Origin of the sequence: Streptomyces tubercidicus, assembly GCF_027497495.1 — a bacterium.
In the GTDB taxonomy this organism is placed as follows: domain Bacteria; phylum Actinomycetota; class Actinomycetes; order Streptomycetales; family Streptomycetaceae; genus Streptomyces; species Streptomyces tubercidicus.
In genome coordinates this window covers 6,019,038-6,039,198 of the sequence record NZ_CP114205.1, presented here as the reverse complement: position 1 = coordinate 6,039,198, position 20,161 = coordinate 6,019,038, and the positions used below count along the sequence as shown (strand labels likewise).

General features: G+C 69.1%; 18 protein-coding genes and 1 riboswitch. Of the genes, 5 read left to right on the top strand and 13 right to left on the bottom strand.

Features of this window, described 5'->3' with window-relative positions:
• Nucleotides 1-106: 106 nt before the first annotated feature.
• The 6 genes from STRTU_RS26305 to ctaE all read right to left on the bottom strand — a co-directional run bounded on the left by STRTU_RS26305 (nt 107) and on the right by ctaE (nt 7,328).
• The gene (locus STRTU_RS26305; protein ID WP_159746502.1) at nt 107-1,540 is read right to left on the bottom strand and encodes an aminotransferase class V-fold PLP-dependent enzyme; all 1,434 of its coding nucleotides are present in this window, start codon (nt 1,538-1,540) and stop codon (nt 107-109) included.
• A gap of 170 nt (nt 1,541-1,710) precedes the next feature.
• Nucleotides 1,711-1,828, bottom strand: a riboswitch (SAM riboswitch).
• 90 nt (nt 1,829-1,918) lie between these two features.
• Complete coding sequence (gene trpD, locus STRTU_RS26300) at nt 1,919-2,983, bottom strand: anthranilate phosphoribosyltransferase (RefSeq protein WP_159746501.1); 1,065 nt, start codon at nt 2,981-2,983, stop codon at nt 1,919-1,921.
• Nucleotides 2,984-3,123: 140 nt separating this feature from the next.
• Nucleotides 3,124-4,761: a cytochrome bc1 complex cytochrome b subunit gene (gene qcrB / locus STRTU_RS26295; RefSeq protein WP_159746500.1), complete on the bottom strand. Its 1,638-nt coding sequence runs from the start codon at nt 4,759-4,761 to the stop codon at nt 3,124-3,126.
• Nucleotides 4,758-5,822, bottom strand: a complete 1,065-nt coding sequence (gene qcrA, locus STRTU_RS26290; RefSeq protein WP_159746499.1) for a cytochrome bc1 complex Rieske iron-sulfur subunit — start codon at nt 5,820-5,822, stop codon at nt 4,758-4,760. Before qcrA ends, qcrB begins: the two co-directional genes overlap by 4 nt.
• Nucleotides 5,819-6,628, bottom strand: coding sequence for a cytochrome bc1 complex diheme cytochrome c subunit (qcrC, locus tag STRTU_RS26285; RefSeq protein ID WP_159746498.1), 810 nt, complete (start codon nt 6,626-6,628; stop codon nt 5,819-5,821). Before qcrC ends, qcrA begins: the two co-directional genes overlap by 4 nt.
• A gap of 79 nt (nt 6,629-6,707) precedes the next feature.
• Nucleotides 6,708-7,328, bottom strand: a complete 621-nt coding sequence (gene ctaE, locus STRTU_RS26280; protein WP_018093709.1) for an aa3-type cytochrome oxidase subunit III — start codon at nt 7,326-7,328, stop codon at nt 6,708-6,710.
• 263 nt (nt 7,329-7,591) lie between these two features.
• Here ctaE and STRTU_RS26275 point away from each other — a divergent pair, with 263 nt between their 5' ends.
• On the top strand, nt 7,592-7,993 hold the full coding sequence (locus STRTU_RS26275; RefSeq protein WP_159746497.1) for a DNA-binding transcriptional response regulator: 402 nt from the start codon (nt 7,592-7,594) through the stop codon (nt 7,991-7,993).
• A gap of 19 nt (nt 7,994-8,012) precedes the next feature.
• On the opposite strand, the gene STRTU_RS26270 is transcribed toward STRTU_RS26275, so the two are convergent.
• The 4 genes from STRTU_RS26270 to ctaC all read right to left on the bottom strand — a co-directional run bounded on the left by STRTU_RS26270 (nt 8,013) and on the right by ctaC (nt 12,510).
• The gene (locus STRTU_RS26270) at nt 8,013-9,284 is read right to left on the bottom strand and encodes a L,D-transpeptidase (RefSeq protein ID WP_246241258.1); all 1,272 of its coding nucleotides are present in this window, start codon (nt 9,282-9,284) and stop codon (nt 8,013-8,015) included.
• Between the two features lie 135 nt (nt 9,285-9,419).
• Complete coding sequence (locus tag STRTU_RS26265) at nt 9,420-9,818, bottom strand: cytochrome c oxidase subunit 4 (RefSeq protein WP_159746496.1); 399 nt, start codon at nt 9,816-9,818, stop codon at nt 9,420-9,422.
• Nucleotides 9,815-11,551 carry an aa3-type cytochrome oxidase subunit I gene (gene ctaD / locus STRTU_RS26260; RefSeq protein WP_159746495.1) on the bottom strand — a complete coding sequence of 579 codons (1,737 nt, stop codon included), beginning with the start codon at nt 11,549-11,551 and terminating at the stop codon, nt 9,815-9,817. Before ctaD ends, STRTU_RS26265 begins: the two co-directional genes overlap by 4 nt.
• Nucleotides 11,548-12,510: an aa3-type cytochrome oxidase subunit II gene (ctaC, locus tag STRTU_RS26255; protein WP_167539204.1), complete on the bottom strand. Its 963-nt coding sequence runs from the start codon at nt 12,508-12,510 to the stop codon at nt 11,548-11,550. The genes ctaD and ctaC overlap by 4 nt, the downstream gene beginning before the upstream one ends.
• Before the next feature lie 363 nt (nt 12,511-12,873).
• Between ctaC and STRTU_RS26250 the strand changes: the two genes are divergently transcribed.
• A complete protein-coding gene (locus STRTU_RS26250) occupies nt 12,874-14,289 on the top strand; it encodes a cysteine desulfurase/sulfurtransferase TusA family protein (protein WP_159746494.1) in 1,416 nt (471 codons plus the stop codon).
• A 9-nt stretch (nt 14,290-14,298) separates the two neighbouring features.
• Here the strand turns inward: STRTU_RS26250 and STRTU_RS26245 are convergent, their stop codons facing one another.
• The gene (locus STRTU_RS26245; protein ID WP_159746493.1) at nt 14,299-15,273 is read right to left on the bottom strand and encodes a carbohydrate kinase family protein; all 975 of its coding nucleotides are present in this window, start codon (nt 15,271-15,273) and stop codon (nt 14,299-14,301) included.
• A 159-nt stretch (nt 15,274-15,432) separates the two neighbouring features.
• Here STRTU_RS26245 and STRTU_RS26240 point away from each other — a divergent pair, with 159 nt between their 5' ends.
• Both STRTU_RS26240 and STRTU_RS26235 read left to right on the top strand, forming a co-directional pair.
• Nucleotides 15,433-15,660 (top strand): hypothetical protein, encoded by a 228-nt coding sequence (locus tag STRTU_RS26240; protein ID WP_159746492.1) that lies wholly within the window; start codon nt 15,433-15,435, stop codon nt 15,658-15,660.
• Nucleotides 15,661-15,786: 126 nt separating this feature from the next.
• Nucleotides 15,787-17,322: a hypothetical protein gene (locus STRTU_RS26235; RefSeq protein ID WP_159746491.1), complete on the top strand. Its 1,536-nt coding sequence runs from the start codon at nt 15,787-15,789 to the stop codon at nt 17,320-17,322.
• A 135-nt stretch (nt 17,323-17,457) separates the two neighbouring features.
• Here STRTU_RS26235 and erpA read toward each other — a convergent pair whose 3' ends face one another.
• A complete protein-coding gene (gene erpA / locus STRTU_RS26230; RefSeq protein WP_006606077.1) occupies nt 17,458-17,811 on the bottom strand; it encodes an iron-sulfur cluster insertion protein ErpA in 354 nt (117 codons plus the stop codon).
• A 325-nt stretch (nt 17,812-18,136) separates the two neighbouring features.
• Between erpA and nadA the strand changes: the two genes are divergently transcribed.
• A complete protein-coding gene (gene nadA, locus STRTU_RS26225; protein ID WP_174878926.1) occupies nt 18,137-19,327 on the top strand; it encodes a quinolinate synthase NadA in 1,191 nt (396 codons plus the stop codon).
• 211 nt (nt 19,328-19,538) lie between these two features.
• Here the strand turns inward: nadA and STRTU_RS26220 are convergent, their stop codons facing one another.
• Nucleotides 19,539-20,075 carry a DUF4430 domain-containing protein gene (locus STRTU_RS26220; protein WP_159746489.1) on the bottom strand — a complete coding sequence of 179 codons (537 nt, stop codon included), beginning with the start codon at nt 20,073-20,075 and terminating at the stop codon, nt 19,539-19,541.
• Nucleotides 20,076-20,161: the final 86 nt, after the last annotated feature.

The following is a 20,161-nucleotide window of genomic DNA, read 5'->3' as shown; positions in this document are numbered from 1 at the left end:
GTTGCCCGCTTGCGCGGTGCACCCGCCGTTGCTCCCCCACGCCCTTCAGGCAGTGGGGGAGCAACGGCGAGAAACCGAAACGGCGGGAAAGCCGAAAACGTGGGAATTAGTCCGCGCTCCGCGCGGGGACGCAACGGCCGTCCTCTGTCTGGTAGTTCCAGCGGGCGCCGTTGGTCACCAGTTCCTTGACCGCGCGGAGGAAGCGGTCGACGTGCTCATCCGGCGTGCCAACGCCCACGCTGACGCGGATGGCGTTGAGGGACTTCTCGCCGGGGGCCGCGTCGGGGGCGCCGCACTCGCCGGGGTCCTGGGGGGCGGTGCCCAGGAGGGTGCGGACCAGGGGGTGGGCGCAGAAGAGGCCGTCGCGGACGCCGATGCCGTACTCAGCCGACAGGGCGGCCGCGAAGTGGGAGCTGTTCCAGCCGTCGACGACGAAGGAGAGGACGCCGACCCGGGCGGCGTCGTCGCCGAAGAGGGAGAGCACGGTGACCTCGGGCACCTCGGCCAGGCCGGTGCGGAGGCGGGTGATCAGCTCCTGTTCGCGGGCGACCAGGCCGTCGAAGCCGGCCTCGGTGAGTGCGCGGCAGGCCGAGGCGATGGCGTAGACGCCGATGACGTTGGGGGAACCGGCCTCGTGCCGGGCCGCGGTGGTGTGCCACTCGACGTCCACCCCGCCGTCCGTGCGCCGGGAGACCTTGCGGCTGGCGCCGCCGCCCGCCAGGTACGGTGCGGCGTCCTTCAACCAGTCCGCGCGGCCGGCCAGCACCCCGGCGCCGAACGGCGCGTAGAGCTTGTGGCCGGAGAAGGCGACCCAGTCGACGTCCAGTTCGCCGAGGTCCACCGGGTGGTGCGGGACGAGCTGCGCGGCGTCCAGCACGATCCGGGCGCCGTGCGCATGCGCGGCGGCCGCCAGCTCCCGCACCGGCCACAGCTCACCGGTCACATTCGACGCACCGGTCACACAGACCAGCGCCGGGCCGTAGGGCTCGCGGGCGGCCAGCGCCTTCTCCAGGGTGTCGACCGCCTGCTGCGGGGTGCGCGGGGCGTTGAGGTAGGTCACCGTGACGTCCGTGCGCTGCTCCCACGGCAGCAGCGAGGCGTGGTGTTCGGTCTCGAAGACGAACACCCGGGTGCCCTGCGGGAGTACGGAGGCGAGCAGGTTCAGCGAGTCGGTGGTGGAGCGAGTGAAGACGACCTGGTCGCCCTCCCGTCGCCCGCCACCGCCCTTGCTGGACCGGGCTTCGCCCGGGCCCCCTTCGATGCGGCAGCCGAGGAACTCTGCGACGGTGCGGCGGCTGTTCTCGAAGAGGTCGGTGGAGAGCTGCGAGAGGTATCCGGCGCCGCGGTGCACGCTGCCGTAGTACGGGGCGTAGGCGGCCACATCGTCCCAGACCCGCTGGAGCGCGGGGGCGCTGGCGGCGTAGTCCAGCGCGGCGTAGTCGACCTCGCCGCCGGTCACGAGCGGGACGCGGACATCCCGGCCGAGAACCGGCAGCGGGGCACAGACGGAGCGGTCGGCGGCAACGGCGGAGGCAGACATGGCGAACTCCCGTAAGAGGTAAGCGAATTCGCCGCGGGCGGGGGTGCGAAAGTGTGCGCCGGGGCACCGCGGCGGAAAGGAAAAAGGGATGCGGAAAAGGGGCCGTCGGGCCCTATCGCATTCGCTGATTCACGGAAGTTCTCCCTCGGGGACCAGGATCCCTGGCGAGGGATCCGCGCTTGCCGCAGACCTCGCTGCCTACGGCCTGGTCATCACCCGGGGCACCCCGCCACGGAAGGAGGGTTGCCGGACAGCGGGCCGGGGCCTGCATCGCTGTCACTCGTGACCTGCGCAGAATCATGCCATACGAGCAACATCACGCAAGCCCCGTCCGTATGGCGGAACGGGGCTTGCGTCACACGCTGCGTGACCGCGCGCTCAGGTGTTGCTGGCGGCCACCCAGCGCTCCAGTGCCAGCTTGGCCGCCCCGGAGTCGATGGCGGCGGCGGCCCGCTCCATGGCGGCCCGGATCTGCTCGGTCAGCGGGGCGTCGCTCGGCTCCAGTGCGACCAGCGCCGCCGCGGAGTTCAGCAGTACCGCGTCGCGCACCGGCCCGGTCTCGCCGTCCAGCAGCCGGCGGGCCACATCCGCGTTGTACGAGGCGTCCGCGCCGCGCAGCGCCTCCACGGGCACCAGGGGGATGCCCACGTCCCGGGGGTCGAAAGGCTCCTCGCGCACCGTGCCGTCCCGGACGATCCACACCCGGGAGGTCGCGGTCGTGGTCAGCTCGTCCAGGCCGTCGTCGCCGCGGAACACCAGCGCCGAGGAGCCGCGCTCGGCGAGCACCCCGGCCAGGATCGGGGCCATCCGGGCGTCCGCGACACCGGTCGCCTGGGCGCGGACCTTCGCGGGGTTGGTCAGCGGCCCCAGCACATTGAAGGTCGTACGGATGCCGAGCTGGCCCCGCGCGTTCGCGACGTGCCGCAGCGCGGGGTGGAACTTCACCGCGAAGCAGAAGGTGATGCCCGCTTCCCGGGCGACCTCGACGACCCGCTGCGGGGTGAGGTCGAGGTTGACCCCGAGCTTCTCCAGCACGTCGGAGGCGCCGCTGGCCGAGGACGCGGCGCGGTTGCCGTGCTTGACGACCTTGGCGCCGGTGCCGGCGACCACGATCGAGGACATGGTGGAGATATTGACGGTCTTGGCGCCGTCGCCGCCGGTGCCGACGATGTCGACGCTGGGTCCGGGCACCTCGATCAGCCGGGCGTGCGCGTACATGGTGCGCACCAGGCCGGAGATCTCGGCGACGGTCTCGCCCTTGGCGCGCAGGGCCACCGCGAACCCGGCGATCTGGGCGTCGCCGGCCTCGCCCCGCATGATCTTGTCCATCGCCCAGGCGGTGTCGTCCGCGCTGAGGTCACGTCCGGCGAGCAGGGCGTTGAGGAGCTCCGGCCAGGTGTGGGCCGCCACGCTGTCGCCGCCAACCGGGGTCACAACGTTCATGGTCCACGCTCCTGGATTGTGTCCTGCTTCTGCCGTCACCCTATCGAGCCGCCGGGCACGCCGGAGGGCCCCGTCCGATCAACGGACGGGGCCCTCTGGGTGGCGTACTACCTGCGGTGCGCTAAGCAGCGCCGGGGTGATCAGTGGTGGCCGTGACCGCTGCTGATCTCCTTGTACTCCTCGACCGTGGCCTTCGGGATGACGTTGTCCTCGCCGTAGTAGGCCTTGGAGAGCTTGGCGCGCAGCTTCTGCGAGCGCGACAGCTTGCGCTCCACACCGTTCTCGTCGACCTCCGGGCCGAGCTCCAGCGGGGCGGGCTGCTCGTGCTGGGTCAGCAGGTGCAGCTGCTCCTGGTCGAGCGGCTCGTGGACCTCGATGAACTCACCGTGCGGCAGGCGCTTGATGATGCCGGACTCGCGGCCGTGCAGCACCTTGTCCTTGTCGCGCCGCTGCAGACCCAGGCAGATCCGCTTGGTGGCGATGAAGGCCAGCACCGGTCCGACGAAGAACGCGATCCGGACGAACCAGGTGATCGAGTTGATCGACAGGTGGAAGTGCGTCGCCCACAGGTCGTTACCGCCACCGATCAGCATCACGAAGTACGCGACGAGCCAGGCGACACCAAAGCCGGTACGGGTCGGGACGTTGCGCGGGCGGTCCAGGATGTGGTGCTCGCGCTTGTCGCCCTTGACCCAGGACTCGATGAACGGGTAGACCGCGATCGCGACCAGGACCAGCGGGAAGACCAGGATCGGGATCAGCACACCGAAGTTGAGGGTGTGGCCCCAGAAGTTCCACTCCCAGCCCGGCATGACACGCACCAGACCCTCGGCGAAGCCCATGTACCAGTCGGGCTGGGCGCCGGTGGACACCTGGTCCGGCCGGTAGGGGCCGATCGCCCACACCGGGTTGATGCTGGCGACCGCGGCGATCACCGAGATCACACCGAAGACCAGGAAGAAGAAGCCTCCGGCCTTGGCCATGTAGACCGGCAGCAGCGGCATGCCCACGACGTTGTTGTTGGTCTTGCCGGCACCCGGGAACTGGGTGTGCTTGTGGTAGAAGACCAGGATCAGGTGCGCCACCAGCAGGCCGAGCATGATGCCCGGCAGCAGCAGGACGTGCACCGTGAAGAACCGCGGGATGATGTCGTGCCCCGGGAACTCCCCGCCGAAGATGAAGAACTGCAGGTAGGAACCGACCAGCGGCATCGCCAGGATGACGCCCTCGATGAACCGCACACCGGTGCCGGAGAGCAGGTCGTCGGGGAGCGAGTAGCCGGTGAAGCCGGTGAACATGCCCAGCACCAGCAGCAGGAAGCCGAACAGCCAGTTGACCTCGCGCGGCTTGCGGAAGGCGCCGGTGAAGAACACCCGCATCATGTGGACCATCATCGCGGCCAGGAAGACCAGCGCGGCCCAGTGGTGGATCTGGCGGATCAGCAGACCACCGCGCACATCGAAGCTGATGTCCAGCGTCGACTCGAAGGCCTGCGTCATCCGGATCCCCTGCATGGGCACGTAGGAACCGTGATAGGTCACCTCGGCCATGCTCGGGTGGAAGAACAGCGTCAGGTAGACACCGGTCAGGATGATGATGATGAAGCTGTAAAGCGCGACCTCACCCAGCATGAAGGACCAGTGGTCCGGGAAGATCTTGCGCATATTGGACTTGGCGAGGCTGTAGATGCCCAGCCGGCCGTCCGCCCAGTCGGCGATCCGCTCGCCCCGTGGCGCCTGGCCACGGCGCGTGGTGGTCGCGCTCGTCTCGTTACTCATCCGCGCTCCCAGAAGCTCGGGCCGACGGGCTCCTCGAAGCCGCTTGCGGCCTCCAGGAAGCCGTCCTTCTCTGTGATGTGCAGCTGCGGCAGGGCGTGTCCGGCCGGACCGAAGATCACCCGACCACCGTCAGAGAGGTCGAACGTCGACTGGTGGCAGGGGCAGAGCACGTGGTGCGTCTGCTGCTCGTACAGGCTGATCGGGCAACCCACGTGGGTGCAGATCTTCGAGTACGCCACGATGCCCTCGTGCGACCAGGAGAGTTCGTGCTTGTCCTTGATGTTCTGCGGCTGGATCCGCACGAGCATCAGGGCGTCCTTGGCGATCTTCTGGGGGAAGTCCTCCTGGTCCTCCTCCAGGCCCTCGGGCTTGGCGAAGGTCAGCGAGCCGACCGCGATGTCCTCGGGACGCAGCGGAAGGTTGGTCGACTGGTTGACCAGCCGGACGCCCTTCTTCCAGCCCGTGGTGCGCAGCTTGTTCCCGGGCAGCGGACCGAGGTCACGCAGCAGCACGACGCCGGAGAGCGGCACCAGGGCCAGCGCGCCGAACATGGTGTTGCGGATCAGCTTGCGCCGGCCGACCTGCGACTCCTTCGCCCCCTGGGCGAAGTCCGCCATGACCTTGGCCTTGACCTCGGGCGGGGCCTCGATCGGGTGGCGCTCGTCGGCGACCTCCTCGTCCGACATCAGCGTGCGGGCCCAGTGGACCGCGCCGGCGCCGATGCAGAAGAGCGCCGCACCGAGCGTCAGACCGAGCGCGAAGTTCAGCGCGCTGATGTTCCCGAGCGGCCAGATGTAGACGTTCTTCTCGATCGGGATCGCCACGTAGGAGGCGATGAAGCCGACCGTCGCGATCATGGACACGACGAAGAGCATCGCCACGGTGCGCTCGGAGCGCTGGGCGGCACGTTCGTCGATGTCCTGCGCGCGGTGCTCGTGGGGCGGCAGACCCGGGTCGGCGAACGGGTTGTCCGCCGTGGTCACCGCACCTTCGTGAGCCGTCTCCCGCTCACCGGGAAGGGTTTCTTCTGGCACGTCTTCGTGTCGTCCAGTCTCGCTCATGACTTCTTGGCCTTCGTAGTCCGGGCTGCGACCCAGATGGCGACCGCGATCAGCGCGCCCAGGCCGAAGATGTAGCCGAAGAGACCCTCACTGACCGGACCGAGACCGCCGAGGTCAAGGCCGCCGGGGCTCTCGGATTCATCGCCGTTGACGGCGCCGAGGTACGCGATGATGTCCTTCTTGTTCTGCTTCGACAGCGAACCGTCACCGAAGGAGGGCATGTTCTGCGGGCCGGTCTCCATGGCCTCGTAGATGTGCTTCGGGTCCACGCCCTCAAGCGTCGGTGCGTACTTGCCGTTGGTCAGGGCGCCGCCCTTACCGGTGAAGTTGTGGCACTGCGCGCAGTTGGTGCGGAACAGCTCGCCGCCCTTGCCGATGTCGGCACCGTCGGGGCTGTACTGCTCCTTGTCCGGCACGGTCGGGCCGGCGCCCAGCGAGGCGACGTAGGCCGAAAGCTGGTCGATCTGGGCGTTGGTGTAGATGTTCTTCTTCCGCGGCACCTGGGCGCCGGGCTGCTGGGCCGGCATACGGCCGGTGCCCACCTGGAAGTCCACGGCTGCGGCGCCGACGCCGACCAGGCTGGGGCCGTCGGAGGTGCCCTGACCGCCGGTGCCGTGGCAGCTGGCGCAGCCCACGGCGAAGAGCTTCTTGCCCTCCTTGATGGCAAGAGACTGGGCGGTGTCATCGGCCTGAGCCTTGTCCGCCGGCGCGAACGCGGCGTACAGCCCCCCAGTGACCGCCAGCGCGAAGAGTAGGACGACGAGCGCCGCCAGCGGATGGCGCCGTCGTGCGGAGAGCTTTTTCACGGATTACCCCGGTGTCAGGATCTTCTGCGTCGATGCTTTGGCTATGTCTGTCTGAAATGTGGCCCGGTACGGGACCGGACTACTTGATCAGGTAGATCGTGGCGAAGAGGCCGATCCAGACGACATCGACGAAGTGCCAGTAGTAGGACACGACGATGGCCGCGGTGGCCTGCGTGTGGGTGAACCTCTTGGCCGCGTACGTCCTGCCCAGGACCAGCAGGAAGGCGATCAGACCGCCCGTCACATGCAGTCCGTGGAAGCCGGTGGTCAGGTAGAACACCGAGCCGTACGGGCCGGACGAGAGCGACAGGCCCTCGTGCTTGACCAGCTCCGTGTACTCGAAGACCTGACCGCCGATGAAGATCGCACCCATGACAAAGGTGACCACGAACCAGGCCCGGAGCTTCTTGACATCGCCACGCTCCGCCGCGAAAACGCCGAGCTGGCAGGTCAGAGAGCTGAGCACCAGGATCGTGGTGTTGGTCGCGGAGAACGGAAGATTCAGCGCATCGGCGGATTCCTTCCAATACTCGGATCCGGTCACCGATCGAAGGGTGAAGTACATCGCGAAGAGGGCCGCGAAGAACATCAGCTCGGAACTCAGCCAGATGATGGTTCCGACGCTGGTGAGGTTCGGCCGATTGACCGACGGGTGCGCGTGCCCGGTTTCTACTGTCGTTGCTGTCGCCACGACCGACATTATGTCGGTCGCTTATCCCGCCCTCACTCCGGGGGGTGCCGTTCGGTGTGTCCAGGACGTATGCCCTGCTCGTACGGGCCGCTCCGGCGGTCGCTCGAAGGAGGGACGCACCCGGGCGGCCGGCGTGCCACGGGCCCGGCGGCACCGGTCCTGACGGGCCGTCGGGCAGATCTTGGATCCGCTCAACCCCTCCTGCGGGCGCCCCTCGCGGGAGTAGCATCCGCCCCACCCGATGCTGTGCCGCTACGAAGCGTGGAGGAACGATGCAGGCGACTGCCACGGTGCTGGTCTACAGCGACAACGCCAACACCCGCGAGCAGGTCCGGCTGGCGGCCGGACGGCGCCCCGCCGCCGATGCCCCGCAGATCGAGATCCTGGAGTGCGCCACCGCACCGGCGGTCCTCACGGCCCTGGAGCAGGGCGGCATCGACGTCTGCGTACTGGACGGCGAGACCGCGCCCGCGGGCGGTATGGGCGTCTGCCGGCAGATCAAGGACGAGATCTTCCGGTGCCCGCCGGTGCTGCTGCTGATCGGCCGCCCCCAGGACGCCTGGCTGGCCACCTGGAGCCGGGCGGATGCCGCGGTGACCCATCCGCTGGACCCGGTGGCCTTCGCCGACACCCTGGCCGGGCTGCTGCGCCGCAGCAACCTCGTACAGGCCTGAGCGGCCTGCTGGGCGGCGCTCAGATCCTCGGGCGCAGCCGGGCCTCACCGGCAGGGTTCTGCTCCCGCTCGGCCGCTCCTGTGGTGCTGGTGGCCTTGGCCTTCAGCGCGCTGCCGTCCCGCCATTCCTTCCAGGGCATGTTCCAGTCACCGAAGCCGTTGTCGAACGGCGTCATGGTGTCGCCGCCGCTGTTGACGACCTTGACGATGTCGCCGACCCGCACGGTGTTGAAGAACCACTGGGCGTTGCCCGTGGACATGCCCGTACAGCCGTGGCTGACGTTCGCCGCGCCCTGCGATCCGACGGACCAGGGTGCGGCGTGGACGTACTCACCGCTCCAGGTCACCCGGGTGGCCCAGTAGACCGGCAGGTCGTAGGAATCCCCGCTCCCGGCCGCGATGCCCACGGTCGAGCTGCGCATCCGTACGAAGCTCTCCTTGCCGAGGATGACCTTGACGCCGTTGCGGGTGGAGAAGCCGGGCTTGCCGGTGGTCACCGGGATGGTCTTGATCGACTCACCGTTGCGCCACACCGTCAGCTGGTGCGTTTCCGCGTCGGTGACGGCCTCCACGCGGTCGCCGGTGGTGAGCTTCACAGGCTTGGACGGGCCTCCGTAGAGCCCCTTGGCGATCTTCAGGCCGGCCAGGTTGCTGTGCACCGAGATCGTGGCGTGGGCGGGCCAGTACTCCTTCGGGCGGAAGTGCAGCTTCTTGTTGTCCACCCAGTGCCAGGCGCCCTCCACCCGCGGCATGGAGTCGACCTTCAGGGCGCTCTCCACGATGGCGCGGGCCTTCGGGTCCTTGATGGGCTTGCTCAGCTCCGCGGTGACCGGCTGGCCGACGCCGTACTCGCCGGCCTCCGGCCCGAAGACGGCGGTCAACTGGCCGTCCGCGGCCTTGGTGTTGACCACCAGCGTCTTGCGGCCGGGCGAACCGTCCTCCTCGGTGCTCACCTGCACCATGTAGCGGGTGCCGGCGGCCAGCGGCGCGGTGGTGCGCCAGTGTCTGCCGTCGGCGCTCAGCTCGCCGTGGACGAAGCGGCCGGTGGAATCGGTGGCCGTGACGTCGGTGATGCGGGCGTCGTCCCCGTTGACGGACACCTCAAGCGGCTTGTCGGGGTCCGCTTTCTTGTTGCCGTCGGGGGTGTTGGCCGAGATCTGCTCGGCCGCGTCGTAGGGATTGGCGGAGAGCGCATCCGAATCCGAGCCCCCGCACGCGGTGGCGCTCACCGCAAGGGGCACGAGCAGGAGGCCGCAGCTCAGCACCGTCCGGGTTCGAGGTCTGTGACTCATGCCCCAAAAATATGAAGAATCACCTGTCTCAGCGCGCTGGAGGACTGCAAACGGGTCTGGACCCGCGCCACCAAACGCGGCGGGCCCGGACACCTGTTGAGGTGTCCGGGCCCGCCCTGCGGCCAAGCGCCGTGATTACTGCGTGCGGTTCTCGCCGCGGTAGTACTCGAAGACCCAGCCGAACAGGCCCACGAGGATCACCGGCATGGAGAAGTACAGCAGCCACCAGCCGAAGACGACGCCCATGAAGGCGAGCGCGCCACCGACGGCCAGGGACAGCGGCTGCCAGCTGTGCGGGCTGAAGAAGCCCAGCTCACCGGCGTCGTCCGAGACCTCGGCGTCCTCGTTGTCCTGCGCACCCGCGTCGACCCGCCGGGCCGTGAAGGCCAGGTAGTAGCCGACCATGATGCACAGGCCGAAGGCGAGGAACAGTGCGGTGGTACCCGCGGGCTCCTTCGACCAGACGCCATAGACGATCGCCATGGCGAGGACGAAGACGGAGAGCCAGATGAACATCTTGCCCTGGATCTTCACTTGCCCGCCTCCTTGCCGCCGGCGAGGGACTTGTCGTCCTCCGAGGCACGGCCGTTGTGCAGCGCGTCAAGGGCTGCGATCTCCGGGTGGTGCAGGTCGAACGCCGGGGATTCGGAGCGAATGCGCGGCAGCGTGAGGAAGTTGTGCCGCGGGGGCGGGCAGGACGTCGCCCACTCCAGCGAGCGGCCGTAGCCCCAGGGGTCGTCGACCTCGACCTTCTTGCCGTACTTCGACGTCTTCCAGACGTTGTACATGAACGGCAGCATCGACAGGCCCAGCAGGAACGAGCTGATCGTCGAGATGGTGTTCAGCGCGGTGAAGCCGTCGGCCGCGAGGTAGTCCGCGTAACGCCGCGGCATGCCCTCGGCACCCAGCCAGTGCTGGACGAGGAAGGTGCCGTGGAAGCCCACGAACAGCGTCCAGAAGGTGATCTTGCCGAGCCGCTCGTCCAGCATCTTGCCGGTGAACTTCGGCCACCAGAAGTGGAAGCCGGCGAACATCGCGAAGACGACCGTGCCGAAGACCACGTAGTGGAAGTGCGCCACGACGAAGTACGAGTCCGAGACGTGGAAGTCCATCGGCGGCGAGGCCAGGATGACACCGGTCAGACCACCGAAGGTGAAGGTGATCAGGAAGCCGATCGTCCACAGCATCGGCGTCTCGAAGGACAGCGAGCCCTTCCACATCGTGCCGATCCAGTTGAAGAACTTCACACCGGTCGGCACCGCGATCAGGAACGTCATGAAGGCGAAGAACGGCAAGAGCACGCCGCCCGTCACATACATGTGGTGCGCCCACACCGTGACCGAAAGACCGGCAATCGAAATCGTCGCCGCGATCAGACCGATGTAACCGAACATCGGCTTCCGGGAGAACACCGGAATGACCTCGGAAATGATGCCGAAGAACGGCAGCGCGATGATGTACACCTCAGGATGCCCGAAGAACCAGAAGAGGTGCTGCCAGAGCAGTGCACCGCCATTCGCGGCATCAAAGACATGCGCACCGAATTTACGGTCCGCCTCCAGCGCGAACAGCGCCGCCGCCAGCACCGGGAAGGCCAGCAGGACCAGCACACCGGTCAGCAGCACGTTCCAGGTGAAGATCGGCATCCGGAACATCGTCATGCCGGGCGCGCGCATGCAGATGATCGTGGTGATGAAGTTGACCGAACCGAGGATCGTGCCGAAGCCGGAGAAGGCCAGACCCATGATCCACATGTCCGCGCCGACGCCCGGCGAACGCACCGCGTCCGACAGCGGCGAGTACGCGAACCAGCCGAAGTCCGCCGCACCCTGCGGGGTGAGGAAGCCGGCCACCGCGATCAGCGAGCCGAAGAGGTACAGCCAGTAGGCGAACATGTTCAGCCGCGGGAACGCCACGTCGGGCGCGCCGATCTGCAGCGGCATGATCCAGTTCGCGAATCCGGCGAACAGCGGCGTCGCGAACATCAGCAGCATGATCGTGCCGTGCATCGTGAACGCCTGGTTGAACTGCTCGTTCGACATGATCTGCGTGCCGGGACGGGCCAGCTCGGCGCGCATGAGCAGCGCCATCAGGCCGCCGATGCAGAAGAACGCGAACGACGTGACCAGGTACATCGTGCCGATGGTCTTGTGGTCAGTGGTCGTCAGCCACTTCACGACAGCGATGCCGGGTTGCTTCTTGCGTACGGGCGGTGCTGCCGGAGCCGTATCGGCGGCGGCACCCTGAGGTTCGTTGAGGATGCTCACTGGTTCTTGATCTCCGCATTCCTGGCGTGATCCGACTGCTCGATGCCCGCCGGCAGGTATCCGGTCTGGCCCTTCTTCGCCAGGTCCTTCAGGTGCTCCTGGTACCGCTCAGGGGAGACGACCTTGACGTTGAAGAGCATCCGGGAGTGGTCGACACCGCAGAGCTCGGCGCACTTGCCCATGAAGGTGCCCTCCTTGTTGGGAGTCACCTCGAAGACATTGGTGTGGCCCGGGATGACGTCCTGCTTCATCAGGAACGGCACCACCCAGAAGGAGTGGTTGACGTCACGAGAGGTCAGCACGAACTGAACCGTCTCGCCCTTCGGCAGCCACAGGGTCGGACCGGGGTTGCCGTTCTGCGGGTTCCGCGTACCCGGGGTACCCACGTCGTAGACCCCGTCGGCACCGGCCGGCGCGGTCTTCTTCCACTTGTCCGGAATCGCGTCGAGCGCGCTGGAGTCGATGGCCGAGGTCGACTTGTTGCCGTCCGTGTTCTCCAGGTAGTTGAACGCCCAGTTCCACTGGAAGCCGACCACGTTCACGACGTGGTCCGGCTTCTTGGAAGTCTTGAGGAGTGCGCTCTCATCACGTGCGGTGAAGTAGAAAAGCACCGCAATGATGATGAACGGCACGATCGTGTACAACGCCTCGATCGGCATGTTGTACCGGGTCTGCGCGGGGACCTCCACCTTGGTCCTGCTGCGGCGGTGGAAGATCACGCTCCAGATGATCAGGCCCCACACCAGCACGCCCGTTGCGAGGGCGGCGGCCCAGGAGCCCTGCCAAAGAGAGAGGATCCGCGGCGCCTCGTCGGTGACGGGCGTTGGCATGCCGAGGCGGGGGAAGTCCTTATATGTGCAACCAGTCGCGGTCGCCAGGACCAGGCCCGCAGCAAGCACCTGCGGCAGCTTCCGCCGCATCGGGCGCCGCGACGAGCGGTCGGAGCCGTTGGGACTCACGTAGCGCCTTCCCGAGAGTCTCGCCCGCGAGACCGGCTGCGGCCGTCTCGCTGGTCGGTCGCCGGCCCTGGCGCGGGCAGGGGTTTGGATGTTTATGCGGACCAAACCCTACTGGACGCTATTTGGGGTCGCGCGGGGAGGGTGCCCAACGCGCCGCGTCGCACCCCTAAGGGGTGGCCAGGCCCTCCGGGAGACGCCCTTCGGAACCCCGATTACCCGCTTTCACCAGGCATCTGACGCCGCGCCCAGCGCCGTGCCGCACCGGGCGCCGGACCGCCCCGCCCACCGCGGCGGTCCGGGCCCGCCCTCCCCTCCCGGCCGGATACGGACCTCTCCCCGGAAGGGGGGACTACCGTCTCGTATGTGCCCTACTTCGACGCGGCGTCCGCCGCCCCGCTGCACCCCGTAGCCCGCGAAGCCCTGCTCGCCTCGCTGGACGAGGGCTGGGCCGACCCGGCCCGCCTCTACCGCGAGGGGCGGCGGGCCCGGCTGCTGCTGGACGCGGCGCGGGAGGCCGCGGCCGAGGCGGTGGGCTGCCGCCCGGACGAGTTGGTTTTCACCCCTTCGGGGACCCGGGCGGTGCACACGGGAGTCGCGGGGGCGCTGGCGGCCCGCCGTCGCGCCGGTCGCCGGCTGCTGCACTCCGCCGTCGAGCACTCCTCCGTCCTGCACGCCGCCGAGGTCCATACGGCGGCCGGCGGCAGCTGCGCGGAGCTGCCGGTGGACCGTACGGGCCGGGTGGCGGCCGGGGACGTGGCCGCCGCGCTGGGCCCGGACACCGCGCTGGTCTGTCTCCAGTCCGCCAACCACGAGGTGGGCACCGCACAACCGGTCGAGGAGGTGGCCGCGCTCTGCCAGGAGGCGGGGGTGCCCCTTCTGGTGGACGCCGCGCAGTCGCTGCCCTGGGGGCCGGTGCCCGGCGGATGGTCGCTGCTGGCGGCGAGCGCCCACAAGTGGGGCGGTCCGCCCGGGGTGGGGCTGCTCGCGGTCCGTAAGGGGACCCGGTTCGCTCCGCAGGGGCCGGGGGACGAGCGGGAGTCGGGCCGCAGTCCGGGGTTCGAGAACATCCCGGCGGTCGTGGCCGCCGCGGCGTCCCTGCGCGCGCTGCGGACTGGCCCGGAGACCGCGGACGAGGCGGCGCGGCTGCGGCGGCTGGTGGACCGGATCCGGACCCGGGTGCCGGAGCTGATCCCGGATGTGGAGGTGGTCGGCGATCCGGTGCACCGCCTCCCCCACCTCGTCACCTTCTCCTGTCTCTATGTCGACGGAGAGGCGCTGCTGCACGAGCTCGACCGGGCGGGCTTCTCGGTCTCGTCCGGTTCGTCCTGTACGTCCAGCACCCTGACGCCGAGCCATGTGCTGCGCGCCATGGGCGTGCTGTCCGAGGGGAATGTGCGGGTCTCGCTGCCGTACGGCACGCCCGAGGCGGAGGTGGAGCGCTTCCTGGAGGTGCTGCCGGAGACGGTGCGCTCGGTACGGGAGCGGCTGGGCGTCCCGGTGGCGGGGCGGGAGACGGCGGCGGAGTCACAGGCGGCGACGGCCGCCGCCGAGCCGGCCGGTCTGGTCGTCGATTCGCTCGGCAAGCGCTGTCCGCTCCCGGTCATCGAGCTGGCGAAGGCGATCCAGGAGGTGCCGGTCGGCGGGACGGTGACGGTGCTCGCCGACGACGAGGCCGCCCGGCAGGACATCCCCGCCTGGTGCACCATGCGCGACCAGGAGTACGTGGGTGAGCGGGCGGCCGGGCGCGGCGTCGCGTATGTCGTGCGGCGCCGCGCCTGACCGGGCGGTTCAGAGCAGGTGCTGCTGGACCTCGGCGGCGGCCTCGTGGCCGTACGCCTTGGTGAAGCGGTCCATGAAGTGGCTGCGGTGCAGCTCGTACTCCTGGGTGCCGACGGTCTCGATGACCAGCGTCGCCAGCATGCAGCCGATCTGCGCGGCGCGCTCCAGGCCGACGCCCCAGGCCAGACCGGACAGGAAGCCGGCGCGGAAGGCGTCGCCGACGCCGGTCGGGTCGGTCTTGGCGTTCTCCTCCGGGACACCGACCTCCAGGACCGGCTCGCCGACCCGCTCGATCCGGACGCCGTTGGCGCCGAGCGTGGTGACACGGGTGCCGACCTTGGCGAGGATCTCCTCGTCGGTCCAGCCGGTCTTGGACTCGATCAGGCCCTTCTCGTACTCGTTGGAGAAGAGGTAGGCCGAGTCCACCAGGAGGGTGCGGATGGCCTCGCCGTCCATCCTGGCGATCTGCTGGGAGAAGTCGGCGGCGAACGGGATACCGCGGGTGCGGCACTCCTCGGTGTGCCGGATCATCGCCTCGGGGTCGTCCGCACCGATCAGGACGAGGTCGAGGCCGCCGACCCGCTCGGCCACATGCTGCAGCTCGATCAGCCGGGCCTCACTCATCGCGCCGGTGTAGAACGACCCGATCTGGTTGTGGTCGGCGTCGGTGGTGCACACGAAGCGGGCGGTGTGCAGCACCTCGGAGATGTGGACGGAACGGGTGTCGACGCCATGGCGGTCGAGCCAGGCGCGGTACTCCTCGAAGTCGTTGCCGGCGGCACCGACCAGGATCGGCTCGGTGCCGAGCTGGCCCATGCCGAAGCAGATGTTGGCGGCGACGCCGCCGCGGCGGACGTCGAGCTCGTCGACCAGGAAGGAAAGGGAGACCGTATGCAGCTGGTCGGCGACCAGCTGATCGGCGAAGCGGCCGGGGAAGGTCATCAGGTGGTCGGTGGCGATGGAGCCGGTGACTGCGATACGCACGACGGGTCTGCTCCTGCGGAAGGCGGAGGGACGGGCGGACGTAGAGAAACGCTACCCCGCGCGGTCGCGCGGCACTCGGTCATCCCGGACACTTGAAACCACCGAAACTACCCAATAGTAGGTCTTTCTCCTCGATACTTGGCTGCGTACGGTGCCTCTATGACCAAGCCTGTGAAAGCCGTCACATCGCGCCACGGCGCCTCTCCCGACCCCCAGGACCCGGAGTCGCTCGACGAGCTGCGCGGCGACTGCGCGCGGATGGCGGGCCGCTGGAAGGCCGGCCGGCACTCCGCGCCCGCCCCCGGCCGTGCCGCCGATCTGCACGGCATCAAGGTCCCCTCCTCCTCGGCCGCGCTCGTGGACGGAATGTCCGAGTACGGCGACTGATTCCCCGCCCGGCGGCCGCCGGAGCGCGCCCAAGGGGAACCGTGTACGCCCCCTCTCCGTCCCATCGACGTCCACCTCATGGAGGATGGCACGTCAGATGTTCAGCGGAGCCGAAGGAGCGATGCGGTGAACACCGAGGACAGCACCGACACCCCGAACCCCATGGAGCGCAGGCGGCGCACCCGGCTGGTGGTCGCCTCGATGGCTGCCGCGGTGCTGCTGGCCGGGGGCGGCGCAGCGTACTGGGCCTCGTCCGCGACCGGCAACGGGGGCTCCGGCACGGGCTCCGCGGGCGACCCGCCGCCGCTCGCGCTCGACGGCTACACGGGCGGCAGCGGTTCGATCGCGGCCGGTGAGCCCAATCCGCAGGGGGCGAAGTACCGGGCGGTGGAGAAGCTGCCCGGCGGTCCGTCCTCCGCGCCGGTCTACCGTCCCAAGGGCGAGATCAGCCGGGAGTCGGTCGAACGGCTGGCGAAGGCGCTGGATGTGGCCGGAAAGGTCCGCTCGGAGGGCAGCAGCTGGCAGGCCGGCGGGACGCCCGATTCCCGCGGCCCCGTGCTGCAGGTGAGCAAGACCGGCTCGGGCGCGTGGACGTATTCGCAGTACGGCACCCCGGGCGGTACGAACTGCGCGCTGCCCGCCTCGCCGAAGGGCGGGACCGGCCAGGACGGCACCGGCGGCGGTACGCCGTCGAACCGGCCCGGCTGCCCCTCGTACCGCGGCGGCGGGGACGTCACGACCGAGGACGACAGCAGCGGCAAGGGCGCGGTGTCGCCGGAGAAGGCCCAGCAGGCGGTGCGGCCGGTACTGGCGGCGCTCGGCCAGAAGAACGCCCGGCTGGACGCCGGCGGGCTGTCCGGCGCGGTACGGATCGTCACCGCGAACCCGGTGCTCGGCGGGCTGCCGACGTACGGCTGGCAGAGCGATCTCCAGGTCGGCTCGGACGGTCAAGTGGTCGGCGGCAGCGGCCAGTTGGCGAACCCGGTCAAGGGCGCGGAGTATCCGGTGCTGAGCGCCGACAAGACGCTGGACCGGCTGAATTCGGGCAAGGGCCGCACGCCGGCCGGCTGCCCCTCGCCGCCCGCCGGGAAGGGCACGGGCGACCAGGGCGGCAAGGGCGGCGGGATCGCGCGGTGCCAGCCGGACCCGACGAAGGGGCAGAAGCCGGCCGAGGTGACCGGTGCGGTCTTCGGGCTCGCGGTGCAGTACGTGGACGGCGGGCAGGCGCTGGTGCCGTCGTGGCTGTACAAGGTGCGCCAGCCGGGCGCCGGCAGCGGCCCGGACACCACCTCGACGGTCGCGCACCCGGCGGTGAACCCGAAGTATCTGGTGCACAAGGACGGCGCGTCGCAGGGTCCGGGACAGTCGCCGCACAAGCCGTCCGGCAAGCCCGGGGCGATGGCGCTGGAGTCCTACGACGTGAGCGACGGCGGCAAGAAGCTGACCCTGCACTTCTGGGGCGGGGTGTGCAGCGTCTACACGGCGAGCGCGGAGGAGTCCGGCACGACCGTGCGGACCAAGATCACCGGCAAGGACAAGAAGCCCGGCCAGGTCTGCGTGAAGATCGCTAAGGAATTCACCAAGACCGTGACGCTGGAGAAGCCGCTGGACGGCCGGAAGGTGGTCGATGAGTCGAGCGGTGAGGCCGTGCCGAAGCGGTAACGGGCCCCGCGGAAGCCGGGGCCGCCGGGCCGGTCGGTCCCGGCGGCGTCGGGCACAACGAATGTCGGGCACAACGAAAGCGGCGCTCCCCACTCGGGGGGGGCGCCGCTTTCGTCTGCGTACTTCCCGTGCCCCTTAGCTGAAGGAGTCGCCGCAGGCGCAGGAGCCGGTGGCGTTCGGGTTGTCGATCGTGAAGCCCTGCTTCTCGATGGTGTCGACGAAGTCGATGGAGGCACCGCCCAGGTAGGGGGCGCTCATCCGGTCGGTGACGACCTTGACGCCGTCGAAGTCCTTGACGACATCGCCGTCGAGCGAGCGCTCGTCGAAGAAGAGCTGGTAGCGCAGCCCGGAGCAGCCGCCGGGCTGAACGGCCACCCGCAGCGCGAGGTCGTCCCGGCCTTCCTGCTCCAGAAGGCTCTTGACCTTCGACGCGGCCGCGTCGGACAGGATGATGCCGTCGCTGACGGTGGTCTCGTCCTGAACGCTCATCTAGATCTCTCCCGGGTTGTACGGACCGCTTGTCATCGGTTGCAACCAGCTGCAACCGGGGACGTCCCGGATAAATTCCGGCTGGGCGCAATTCGTCGAGAAGCCTTCCGGACACCGCCGGGGGCAGCCTCTCCTGTCGTTCTCTCCTCATGCTCGCACACCGGCCGCCGGGAACAGGTGGCCGACCGCACACGGCGGGGTGCTGATGCGTCACATCGACACTATGGCCATCGTCAAAGTGACGTGAAGCGGCTATGATAGATAGCGTCAAATAGACGAAAAGGCTGTCTCAAGAGCCGCCAGCAGAGAAGAGAGGGTGCGTGTTGTGACCACCGCCCAGCCCCTGGACGTCCAGCCGACCCCGCTCGCGCTGCTCCTCCTCGGCCGCGAGGCCGACCCGAAGAGCGAGCGCGGCGTGGAGTGCCCCGGCGATCTGCCGGCCCCGTCGGACCCCGACCTCGTCGAACGCGCCCGCGCGGCCAAGGCGAAGCTGGGGGACAAGGTCTTCGTCCTCGGGCACCACTACCAGCGCGACGAGGTCATCGAGTTCGCCGATGTCACCGGCGACTCCTTCAAGCTCGCGCGGGACGCCGCCGCCCGGCCGGACGCCGAGTACATCGTCTTCTGCGGTGTGCACTTCATGGCCGAGTCCGCCGACATCCTCACCGGCGACGACCAGCAGGTCATCCTCCCCGACCTGGCGGCCGGCTGCTCGATGGCCGACATGGCCACCGCCGAGCAGGTCGCCGAGTGCTGGGACGTGCTCACCGAGGCCGGTATCGCCGAGCAGGTCGTGCCGGTCTCGTACATGAACTCCTCGGCCGACATCAAGGCCTTCACCGGCAAGCACGGCGGCACGATCTGTACGTCCTCCAATGCCAAGCGGGCGCTGGACTGGGCCTTCGAGCAGGGGGAACCCAGTGCGACAAAGGTCCTCTTCCTGCCCGACCAGCACCTGGGCCGCAACACCGCCGTCCGCGACATGGGCCTGTCCCTGGACGACTGCGTGGTCTACAACCCGCACAAGCCGAACGGCGGGCTGACCGCCGAGGAGCTGCGGGCCGCCAAGATGATCCTGTGGCGCGGCCACTGCTCGGTGCACGGCCGGTTCTCGCTCGACTCGGTCAACGACGTGCGCGAGCGCATCCCCGGCGTCAATGTCCTCGTCCACCCCGAGTGCAAGCACGAGGTCGTGGCGGCGGCGGACCACGTCGGCTCGACGGAGTACATCATCAAGGCCCTGGAGGCCGCCCCACGCGGCTCGAAGTGGGCCATCGGCACCGAACTCAACCTGGTCCGCCGACTGGCCAACCGCTTCGCCGCGGAGGACAAGGAGATCGTCTTCCTCGACAAGACGGTCTGCTTCTGCTCGACGATGAACCGGATCGATCTGCCGCACCTGGTGTGGGCGCTGGAGTCGCTCGCCGCGGGCAAGACCGTCAACCGCATCCAGGTCGACCCGGAGACGGAGAGCTTCGCGAAGTTGGCGCTTGAGAGGATGCTGGCGCTTCCGTAAGGCTGCCTTCCCACGTTTTCGGCTGTCCCGCCGTGTGGGTTTCTCGCCGTTGCGCCTGCGGCGGGCGGGGTCCGCTGCGCGGGGCTGTGGGTGCGGTGACGGACCTCCGGGGCCTGGTGTGTGGACTGCTTCGCTTTACGTCCACACACCAGGCCCCTCCGGCCCGTCCCCTCCCGTTGGGGGAGTTCTGCAGGTTGGTGGGGGCGGGCGGTCAGCGTTGGCGGCGGTGGCGCGGTGGGCGCTCGACGGTACTGGTACTGGTGCTGGTACTGGTCCCGGATGCGGGTGCGGCGGCCGAGGTGGCCTCCAGGGTCCAGCGGATCTTGTCGCCACCCTTGATCGCGGTGTGGCAGGGCCCCTTCGTGATCTTCTCCTCGTTCACGTACGCGTTCCACTTCTTGGTGGACGTCGCGGCGTCGCCGTGGATGCTCGTGACGGTGAAGTCCTGGGCGGCGGCGTCCCAGCGCGCCTCGACACCGCCGAGGCCGTACTGCTCATTGGCGTCCACCAGGGCGGTGAGGGGCGTGGGGTTCAGCCCGTCGGCCGCGCAGTAGAAGCCGCCGAGGAGGTTGCGCGCCGACGTGCTGACCAGTCCCACACTGGCGGTGTAGGGGCCACCGGTGACGGCGACCCGGACCCGGACGTCGCCGGTGGCCGCGGTGGCCGGCGGCGGCGCCGCGAAAGCCAGGACGAGACCCAGCCCGACAGCAGTGACAGAGGTGGCCCTGCGGGCCGGCGCGCATGGCACGGTCGCTCACCTTTCGTCGGTCCAGCACCACCCGCCACAAAACCATCGGCCGCCGTGCCGGGCGAGAGGTGCACCGCCGAATGCGT

Coding starts and splice junctions, on each gene's coding strand:
- STRTU_RS26305 (WP_159746502.1), bottom strand. CDS start 1,540: ATGTCTGCCTCCGCCGTTGCCGCCGACCGCTCCGTCTGTGCCCCGCTG.
- trpD (WP_159746501.1), bottom strand. CDS start 2,983: ATGAACGTTGTGACCCCGGTTGGCGGCGACAGCGTGGCGGCCCACACC.
- qcrB (WP_159746500.1), bottom strand. CDS start 4,761: ATGAGTAACGAGACGAGCGCGACCACCACGCGCCGTGGCCAGGCGCCA.
- qcrA (WP_159746499.1), bottom strand. CDS start 5,822: ATGAGCGAGACTGGACGACACGAAGACGTGCCAGAAGAAACCCTTCCC.
- ctaE (WP_018093709.1), bottom strand. CDS start 7,328: ATGTCGGTCGTGGCGACAGCAACGACAGTAGAAACCGGGCACGCGCAC.
- STRTU_RS26275 (WP_159746497.1), top strand. CDS start 7,592: ATGCAGGCGACTGCCACGGTGCTGGTCTACAGCGACAACGCCAACACC.
- STRTU_RS26270 (WP_246241258.1), bottom strand. CDS start 9,284: ATGAGTCACAGACCTCGAACCCGGACGGTGCTGAGCTGCGGCCTCCTG.
- STRTU_RS26240 (WP_159746492.1), top strand. CDS start 15,433: ATGACCAAGCCTGTGAAAGCCGTCACATCGCGCCACGGCGCCTCTCCC.
- erpA (WP_006606077.1), bottom strand. CDS start 17,811: ATGAGCGTTCAGGACGAGACCACCGTCAGCGACGGCATCATCCTGTCC.